The organism is Acidovorax sp. SUPP2825 (assembly GCF_030158995.1).
Lineage (GTDB): Bacteria > Pseudomonadota > Gammaproteobacteria > Burkholderiales > Burkholderiaceae_C > Paracidovorax.
In genome coordinates this window covers 1-7,703 of record NZ_BQXK01000041.1, presented here as the reverse complement: position 1 = coordinate 7,703, position 7,703 = coordinate 1, and the positions used below count along the sequence as shown (strand labels likewise).

Here is a 7,703-nt window from a genome sequence, read left to right as displayed (position 1 = left end):
GGGCCTGCAAGGCCCCTCATGCACCCAGGCGCAGACCGCTGCTGGGCCTCATCACGCTCAAACGGCTACTGGCGCCCACTCCTCCCTATTCGGATTCGTCAAACATGGGGTTGTGAGAGGCTCCCAGAAGAAGGTGCCGCATACTATTAATGGATTTTTGGGGTGCCTGCGTGGGTTGTTTGACTATGCCATCAAGAATGGATTGAGGACAGACCAAAACAATCCAGTAGAGGGCATGTATATCAAGAATAGCAAGAAGCAATTGAAGTCCCGAGATCAGTTCTACGAAGACGACTTGCAGGCTATTTTTGAATGGACTAACTACAAGACCTACGCCAAAAAGCCAGACTATTACTGGGGGCCTCTTATCTGTCTCTACACCGGCATGCGCCCAGAAGAGATCACAACCCTTGAGGTTAAAAATATCAGGCAGGACGATGGAGTTCACTTCTTTCAAGTAAAAGATGCCAAAACGCCTGCTGGAGTTCGCCCTATCCCCATTCATTCCCAATTGATTAAAATGGGACTATTGGAGTATGTTGATAAAATTAAGGAAAAAGAAAAACTGTTCTGGTACTTGAAAAATGGTCACAATGGAACCAAGAAAAATATGTCCAGGAGTTTTTCCCTGTATCTTGAAGATGTTGAAGTGAAGCAAGATGACAATTGCTTCTATTCCTTGAGGCACACTGTTATTACTCGGCTTGTTGCACGCAACGTCAATAATTCAACTATTTACACCCTTTCGGGTCACGTGAGTGACAAATCAACTCACTACAACTACCTGCATGAACTGCCTATGAAGACACTCAAAGAGGCTGTTGAGAAGCTGGATTGGCACGAGAAAATTAATTTTAGTGGGTTTGACTATTTGCAAGCATTCACCGTTTTTGATTGAGACGAAAAAGCCACCTTGCGGTGGCTTTTTCTATTTTGAGGATATACCTCACATTGCCTCACTTGGCTTGTCAAAAATATTAAAGCATAAAACCCCAGAAAGTCAAATATCGGGATGTGTGCTCTTTATACTTCCAAATTTGACATGCGCGGCCAATTTTCGTACAACAAGAGAGTGATAAAAAATACCTCCAGTTGGAAGCTAGAGGTATTTAGAATTTCAGGAAAAGAAGCTTTGAACGGGCTGCCTGATGAGAATATTTAACCGTATTTAAATCTGATTGTCAAGTGTCTGCATTTAACTCCTGAATTTCGCAAGAAAGAAAGGAATTTTATGTTGAAAGCTTTTATCAATGCCCTACCTGACAAGGTGAGAAGTACAGATGATTTTCAATATGGCTGTAAGTTTAGGAAGAAGAGAAAAGCTCTACAGCATTTATATGTAGAGCTTCCCCAGTTTTATAAAAAGTACATTGCATTAGACATAGACAAACCAGGGTCTGCATATTTCTGGGACAGCGTTGGGCTTCCCCCGCCTACCTTTGTTATCGTCAATCCGGAGAATGCACATTGCCACTATCTCTACGAACTTAAAATACCTGTCTACTATACAGAGCAAGCACGTAGAGCTCCACAAAAGTTCTTTGAAGCCACGGATATAGCTCTTACTAACTTATTGGGAGCTGATCTAGGCTATGTAGGTCACTTCATAAAGAATCCTCTTCACCCCCACTGGCGGCTAATTCACCATCCAGTTAGATACGACTTAGAAGACTTTATGGAATGGGGTGTTGAACTCAAGGGTAACAAGAATAAGCAGTGCCTCAAAGAATCACCAGAGGGCCGCAACACCACTCTTTTTGATACTTTAAGGCTCTGGGCATACCAAGACGTATTACATCAAAGCTCTTACGAACCTTTTCAGCAAGATGTGGACTCAAAAGCTTTGTCACTTAATGGAGCGTTTCTAGACTGTGAAAAAGGTGTTCTCCCCGCCAAAGAAGTGCTCTCTACTGCTAAATCTGTAGGCAATTGGACATGGAGGCACAGGAGCACCATAGGACAGCAAAAGAACCGTGGGATTATGCAGCTACCAGCAGACATGCCCAAGACGGCCAAACAAGTTGCTGGTGCCTCCTATGCACATGCAAACAACTCTGCCAAGCAATCCACCAGAGAAGCGGTCCTTCAAGCTGCTATCGGTTTGAAGGCTCTAGGTATCCCCATTACTCAGCAATCTGTAGCCATCCGTGCTGATGTCTCAATGAGAACAGTTAAAAATCACTGGAACTATGTGGACACGCAGGTTGGTCTATACGAGAAGAAGTAAAAACACTTAGTTGAATTTAACTACTATGGTGCAAATATGGTGCCATCAGATATATACCCCATTTATGGGGTGATCTCGGTAGCGGAAAAATCTATGCCGAAGGCCAAAATACAGATCTGGATTTCAGAGAAAAATAAATATCTGGATCTCGAAGTGGAGCTACGCAAGTAGATGAACGAAAGTGAATAAAAAAGGAAAACGCGCGAAAAATCAAATTATGTAAGACACCGTTCGCTCATAACACTTTTTGAAATCATTGATTCCCCAGCGTATTGAACAATATTCCAAAAAATCGATTTTTGTTTTCTCGTCGATTTCTTCAATTGGCCTGATATCTAGGATATCAACAATAGGATTTTTAAAAATAATCTGAAACGTTGGTTTTGACTTGATAAAAGGGTTCCAATGTGAACCCACCTCATGGTCTCCAACATAATCATCCAAACCAATAAAAATCCAGGATAAAAAAAACAGCGGCATGCAAATTAAAAAAAGGTAACGGACGCGAATTCTCATTATGGCCTTTCAAATCCAAACTTGTTTCTAAGCTGCTCTGCAATGATCATTCCATAAATTCCCGGGCAGGCGCGACTAGTTCCAGTAGCTACAGCAAATTCACGATGACCACCTAATTTTTTCATAGGAAAAAACTCGGCTAATGTCCTTACCAACTTTTCCGCGCTAGTCAATTGCACCTCTGGAGGCTCATCACGACTGACATCAAGCCTATCCTTTTGGACACTTAAAAATTCAGAACCGGCAGATTTCAGCCCCTCTTTTTTTGCCACATTGAGAATTCCTGGACCATATTTCCCAGCTTCGCCTCTTGCACTAAAATCAGCAAGGAAAACTAAACCAATTATTCCTGTATTAGATTTCGCCACATGAGCTCCCTTGTCTCTGATATCAAGAGCTTCATAAATAGTGCCTGAGCAATCTATTGCATAATGATAGCTCACCTGACCGAACTTGCTCATATCGATTTTTTCAACCTGTCTAAGTGAATCGATTCCAGCAGCTCCACAAGTGAAAGAATTGCCCGCATGGTGAATGGCGATAGCTTTGTAATCCCAGTCATTTCCCGGCAATTTGGCAGGATTGATGGCATTCCATTGCTTGCGCTCAATTACTCCTAGCCTGTTAATAATTGCTTGCCTTACATCACTCCGATCTGAGGACATACGGGCAGCCAAAGGATTAGCTGTACGAACAGCATTTTTATTCAAAGTGCGATGGGTGATGCTATTTGGAAAGATCACTGAATCCGCCGGGCAAATTCCACTCATCGTCTGGAAGATATAAATTGCCTCCAGAGTTTCCTGTGAAATTAATCCACTTTCTTTAATAGGCACATATCCTATCTTGGATTTTAAATGGTGGTTCAATGCTTTTTGAACAGCCATGACTTCATGGGGTTTGTTACCTGTAGTCCTTCCGATAGGAGAAGAAATTTTCAAGCCTGACATAAATTTAACTAATGCTCCCTTTTTTGATGATCGGTCAATTCTCACACAATCTCATATGGGAATTATCGGATAGCCTTCTACTTTAAGCAACAAAGTGCTAATGACGATTTGATGCACTACACTTACAGCAGCGCTAGCGAAGCTAAAAAAAGCACCCGAAGGTGCTTTTTATCTATTGGCTTGCAGACCAGTTTTTAAAAAATTTACTCAATCCCTCATCTGCTTCAATAACAGTTTCGCAAAACTCAGGATTCTCATTGAGAAAAGCCTGAATTGAATAACTGTCAGGTTCAATTGACAAGCCAGGTTTATTGACTTTCACCTCTTTTTCTTCCCTGCTGGGTGTGATGATGAAGATACTAGGATACGCCAAGGCAATCAGATAGTCACCAATGCTGATGTTAGTGTCATTGACCAAATTGGGATCGCTATGGAATTTGAAAAACTTCAGATGTGCAGTCATAAGATTCAATTGATGTACATATTCGCACATCAATATCTTTTAGGTAACTCATTTCTTATATCCTAAGTGGCTCGATAGTTTCTGAACCATTTCAACAACAAATTTCATATTATTTTTATCTAATGGTTCCAATAGTTGAGCTATCTCATTGGCGCCGGATTGAGTCGAACCGCTAGCACCAGGTATGAAGTCCTCAACGGAGCACTTGAGGACGTTGGCCAGCTCCACGAGTTTTGGGATGGTCAAGCCTACAACGCCGCGTTCCATCCTAGAGACAGCCTCAGGACCCACGCCTAGCCGCTCTGCTAGCTGATCTTGGGACATGCCTGCATCTAGCCTCTTGGCTTTGATCGCAGCCCCCACCTCTACAGCAATCTTCTTCTCAAAGTCATCTTTCATCTGTATGCCTTCCGTGTCAACTCCATAGGTTGATAGCAACTTCACTTGACAGGAAGAACTAAAGTGGTAGAAAGCAACCCTTCCGGTTGATCAACTGGAAGCATTGCGTTCAACTCATAGAGAGAATTTATGGAAAGCAGCTTCGAAAAAGGCTATGACAAGATTATTTATCCAGATGGTTCAATTGAATTGAACTTCAAAACTCAACGGATTAGTGCACACAGCGGATCAAATTTCGCCGGCATTTTGATGATGGCGCTTTATCCTGTCTCATGCGCAGTGACCAGTCCTGCAATGATGCCGTTCTACGACTCGCGGTCTGTGAGGAACGAATTTCCATTGGGTTTGGTAATTTTCTGGAACATTTTGGCAGTGGCCTTGTGGCTTTTTTCGATTTGGAAATTTAATAATAAAAAATCTTCCTTGACTATCAAGCCTAGTGTAGGAATCATTTTTGACAGCAATCAACTTCCATTTGCTGAAATCCAAACTATTACAACCTTGACGGAAACGAGCTCAAGAAATGGAAAAGGCACTGCATATGTGTGTGCGAATGCAAATGGAAGGCAAGTGAAAATCACAAAATATATGTCGCCAGAACTTGCAGAAACTATCGCAACAGAGATCAAAAATGCGTCAGGCTATAGCTGGAGTTAATGCAAAATTCCTAATCGCAATTTAAATTTACGGGGCTAGAATTTGAGTCATCCAAAAAATATCCCGTAAAAGTAACGCCGACTCATCACACAAATAATGACAAGCCAAGTCAAGGCTTTAGGTGTTACCCAATACACTTAAAAAGTAAATGTAACACCGCGAAGCCAGAACACCGGAAGGTGAAAAGCCTCTTTTCAAAATGGCCGCACAATAAAATAAAGCCACCGCATGGTGGCTTTATTTATGGGCGGAAGGCTGTTGGCTGTTTGGTATTTCCCCGGAGGGGCGAACCAGTGCGAAGCACTGACCTTTTACGTCAGTAAAAGGTGGAGTGAGTTCCACCCGGAAGGGGGGATCTTTACAACGCAAAATAAAGCTATAAGATAAAGAGAGAATAAGAAAAAACCGAAGGCATAAATACCATGCACAGCATAATAAGAATAAAAAAGCACAAGTCAATAGCCAGCCTGAAATCCAGAGAGAACCACACATACAGGAGGCGTGAGACACCAAACGCAGACCCTGCAAAATTACATCGAAATAAATTACTCTATGGACAAGAAAATTATTCAGCGGCAGCGGATAATTTTTTGCAAGAATATAGTTCTGCTGGAAATAAAATTAGGAAAGATGCAGTTATCGCAGTTGAGTTTTTGCTCACTGCAAGTCCCGAATTTTTTGACGAAGGTCCAAAAAATGAAAGGGACGAGAGATTAAAAAAATGGTGCGAAGCTCAAATTGAGTTCATGAAAAAAGAGCATGGAGAGAAAAATATTCTCTGCATGTACTTGCACCTTGATGAAAAAACGCCGCACCTAGAAGCTTATGTTGTTCCGATAGACAACCGGGGCAAACTGAATTGCAAAGGCTTCTATGGGGCTAGGAACGCATTGAACCAGCTACAGACTAGGTATGCAGCACATAACAATGTCTTTGGTCTTCAGCGCGGTTTAAAGGGCTCCAGAGCCACACACCAGCAAGTGCAGAAGTTCTATGAGCAGATCAAGCAACCCACAAAAGTGAACAATGAGAATTTGCAAAAGGCAGTGAAGCTGGAAGCTCCTGCCTTAAAAAATATCTTGAATCCTGATGTCTATATGAAAGAACAGGAAGCAAAAATATATGCAAAGGTTGCAAGACTGTTTGCATCTACAGTCTATGAAAATAAAATTATTCAGCAAGCTAAGAAAATTCTGCGTGAGTGGAAGCGCGCAGAAGCTGATGCCGAAAAATTAAAATATAAGTTGGAGAGTGAAAAAGAAGCCTTGCAGGAAAAGCTCAATAGACAGACAAAGGCAATTCAGAATCTGGAGCAACTGCAATCGGATAAAAATGAATTGCAGAAACAGCTATCTAATGCGCAGATAGAAATTAGTCTTATGAAAGAAACCCTGTCACCAAATTCAAAATTCAAGTAACGATTGAATTTTGAGGTTGACTTTTAATGGATTTGATTTATTATTTCTTACGATTACAGGAGGTGACAAATGCCAGCAATAAAAATACTAATGGAATTGTATAATTTATTCCCTTGGTGGTTTTTTCCGTCTCTTCTGGGAATCGTAATTGGTTACTCTCTTGGCATGCTTGTTGAGAAGCTTGTTCAATTAAGGGGAGGATAATTGTATTTTCACGAAGTTTTTTTTGCTCATCAAAATTTAGCAAGACTCCTGCGACAAAAAAATTGGCTCCGACACTTGAACCCAAAATTAAAAATGAGTTTTTCATATACTCCATAAACTCAGGAGCTTGTTTTAGATAAAACCCCATCAAGAATGCTGAAGATATTCCCGCCAGAACGAGTCCTATCCCATAAAAGGTTAGTCGCCTTGACCCTCCTTTCAATGCAATGTCGCGCATGGCAAATGCCAGAAAAACTAAATTTGCCAAGCCTATTGCTACAACCACTCCCATATAGCCCCCTTAAATTAGCATTCCGGTAGATTACTAATTAGACGATGCAAAGCAAAAGCAACTGCTTCATGAGGTTGGTGACGTGGCAATTCTGCAAATAACTCTTCCTTTTGCACTAATCCTTTAGCCACAAGAATTCTGACCACGGCAAGGTTTAGATGAGCTAAAGCTTCAATGTCAGCAGAAGATTGAGTTATTAATTTTTCCATAAATTAATTCGATGTTTGTCAAATAAAAGTCTGTCTAATGTAGCAATGTTCTGCGCTATCATCCAACTCACACATCTAACCCACACAATTCTGCCTAAAAAATAGGCAATGTTTGAGCTAAGTTGTTGATTTGATTGAGGTAGTAGGGTTCAGAAATTTTGTTCCCTTCACCCGCTCCATTTCTGGCAACCTGCTGATCCATCGCGACTCCATCGATGTAAAAGTCTGAGTTCCTCTCAGTCTTCAGGGAACCTCTCAAAACCCATCCGGTCCCTTGTTGATCGAGAACGCGTGCTCCATCCTTTGCCATGATCACTCCCCGTAGCGCCCTGAAGTTCGACCTGTTCGCTGAGGCCTCGCGCCAACAC

General features: G+C 41.7%; 10 protein-coding genes. 4 read left to right on the top strand and 6 right to left on the bottom strand.

All coding sequences use genetic code 11. The features are described 5' to 3' along the window. The coding region (locus tag AVAK2825_RS24395) for a site-specific integrase (protein WP_284403077.1) at positions 1–898 on the top strand (898 nt) is incomplete at its 5' end. A 333-nt stretch (positions 899–1,231) separates the two neighbouring features. Continuing rightward, a complete protein-coding gene (locus tag AVAK2825_RS24390; RefSeq protein ID WP_284403076.1) occupies positions 1,232–2,227 on the top strand; it encodes a replication initiation protein in 996 nt (331 codons plus the stop codon). A gap of 515 nt (positions 2,228–2,742) precedes the next feature. On the opposite strand, the gene AVAK2825_RS24385 is transcribed toward AVAK2825_RS24390, so the two are convergent. The 3 genes from AVAK2825_RS24385 to AVAK2825_RS24375 all read right to left on the bottom strand — a co-directional run bounded on the left by AVAK2825_RS24385 (position 2,743) and on the right by AVAK2825_RS24375 (position 4,555). After that, on the bottom strand, positions 2,743–3,738 hold the full coding sequence (locus tag AVAK2825_RS24385) for a peptidoglycan recognition protein family protein (protein ID WP_284403075.1): 996 nt from the start codon (positions 3,736–3,738) through the stop codon (positions 2,743–2,745). A gap of 127 nt (positions 3,739–3,865) precedes the next feature. After that, positions 3,866–4,156, bottom strand: a complete 291-nt coding sequence (locus tag AVAK2825_RS24380; RefSeq protein WP_284403074.1) for a hypothetical protein — start codon at positions 4,154–4,156, stop codon at positions 3,866–3,868. Positions 4,157–4,204: 48 nt separating this feature from the next. Further along, positions 4,205–4,555 (bottom strand): helix-turn-helix domain-containing protein, encoded by a 351-nt coding sequence (locus tag AVAK2825_RS24375; protein WP_284403073.1) that lies wholly within the window; start codon positions 4,553–4,555, stop codon positions 4,205–4,207. Between the two features lie 129 nt (positions 4,556–4,684). Between AVAK2825_RS24375 and AVAK2825_RS24370 the strand changes: the two genes are divergently transcribed. Continuing rightward, positions 4,685–5,212 (top strand): hypothetical protein, encoded by a 528-nt coding sequence (locus tag AVAK2825_RS24370; RefSeq protein WP_284403072.1) that lies wholly within the window; start codon positions 4,685–4,687, stop codon positions 5,210–5,212. A 422-nt stretch (positions 5,213–5,634) separates the two neighbouring features. Then, complete coding sequence (mobV, locus tag AVAK2825_RS24365; RefSeq protein ID WP_284403071.1) at positions 5,635–6,630, top strand: MobV family relaxase; 996 nt, start codon at positions 5,635–5,637, stop codon at positions 6,628–6,630. A gap of 40 nt (positions 6,631–6,670) precedes the next feature. Here mobV and AVAK2825_RS24360 read toward each other — a convergent pair whose 3' ends face one another. The 3 genes from AVAK2825_RS24360 to AVAK2825_RS24350 all read right to left on the bottom strand — a co-directional run. Next, on the bottom strand, positions 6,671–7,126 hold the full coding sequence (locus AVAK2825_RS24360; RefSeq protein WP_284403069.1) for a hypothetical protein: 456 nt from the start codon (positions 7,124–7,126) through the stop codon (positions 6,671–6,673). Between the two features lie 14 nt (positions 7,127–7,140). Further along, positions 7,141–7,335: a hypothetical protein gene (locus AVAK2825_RS24355; protein WP_284403068.1), complete on the bottom strand. Its 195-nt coding sequence runs from the start codon at positions 7,333–7,335 to the stop codon at positions 7,141–7,143. 94 nt (positions 7,336–7,429) lie between these two features. Next, positions 7,430–7,703, bottom strand: a 274-nt coding sequence (locus AVAK2825_RS24350) for a hypothetical protein (RefSeq protein ID WP_284403067.1), incomplete at its 5' end; no start/stop codon positions are given.